General features: G+C 61.4%; 1 protein-coding gene. It reads right to left on the reverse strand.

All coding sequences use genetic code 11. The features are described from left to right. Nucleotides 1–1,201, reverse strand: a 1,201-nt coding sequence (locus GVY39_RS33730) for a cytochrome P450 (RefSeq protein WP_159989408.1), incomplete at its 3' end; no start/stop codon positions are given. Nucleotides 1,202–1,232: the final 31 nt, after the last annotated feature.

The following is a 1,232-nucleotide window of genomic DNA, read 5'->3' on the forward strand; positions in this document are numbered from 1 at the left end:
ATCGGGTCTCCACGGTGATGGGCAGGTGCGCGAAACCACGCACGTTGGACGAATGAACACGCACGATCCCCGACTCCACGACCTCGAAGGACCGCACCCGCGACGCGAACTCCCCCAACGCGACCCTCGCCTCCAACCGCGCCAGATGCGCACCCAAACAGAAATGCACCCCCGCACCGAAACTGGCCAACCCCGACTTGCCGGCACGATCGATCCGGAAACAATCCCCATCCTCGAACACCGCCGGATCACGATTAGCCGAACCGATCAACAACAACACCTTCCCCCCCGCCGGAACCACACCCCCGTAATAACCCAAATCCGCCGTAGCAGTACGCGCAATCACCTGACTAGAGGTGTCATACCGCAACGTCTCCTCCACCCAATCCCCCACCAACCCCCCATCCGCCACCACCTTCGCATACTCCCCCGGACACCGCCCAGCCCAATACAACGCATTACCCAGCAACTTCGTGGTGGTCTCGTTCCCCGCCACCACCATCAGAAACAAAAACCCCACGATCTCCTCATCAGTCAGCGTGTCCTCGCCGATCTCGGCATCCAGCAACGCCGAAGTCAGATCATCACGCGGCACCCGGCGACGCTCGGCCACCATCTCCGCGTAATAACCCAACAACGTCACCGACGCCTCCACCGCCGCCATCGGAATATCCAGCACACCGTCCTCCCGATGCACCACCAGATCCGCCAACCGCCGAATCTCCCCCCGATCCACCACCGGAACCCCCATCAACTCCGAAATCACATCCATCGGCAACTTCCCCGCCACCTCATCGATCCAATCGAAACCACCACCCCCCAACGCCGGCACCAGATACGACAACGTCAACTCCCGAATCCGCGCCTCCATCCCCGCCACCCGCTTCGGCGTGAACCCCTTGAACACCAACCGCCGCATCCGCATATGCCGCGGATCATCCATCGCCAAAAACGACATCACCCGATGCGCATCCGGCCCCCACGCCGCCGGATCCAACGACACCCCATTCGCACTCGACAACCCCACACAGTCCCGAAAACCCCCCACCACATCCACATACCGCGACAACGCCCAAAACCCCACATCCGCGTTGTGATACAACGGCGCCTCCTCCCGCAACCGCCGATACACCGGATACGGATCCTCATGAAACCCATAGTCATACGGATCGAACACCAGCGGCCCCACCACAACCGTCATCACACACACTCCCAATCCGATAACACGTTCT

The sequence above is a fragment of the Nocardia sp. CY15 genome (assembly GCF_009829295.1).
GTDB classification, from domain to species: Bacteria; Actinomycetota; Actinomycetes; order Mycobacteriales; family Mycobacteriaceae; genus Nocardia; species Nocardia sputi.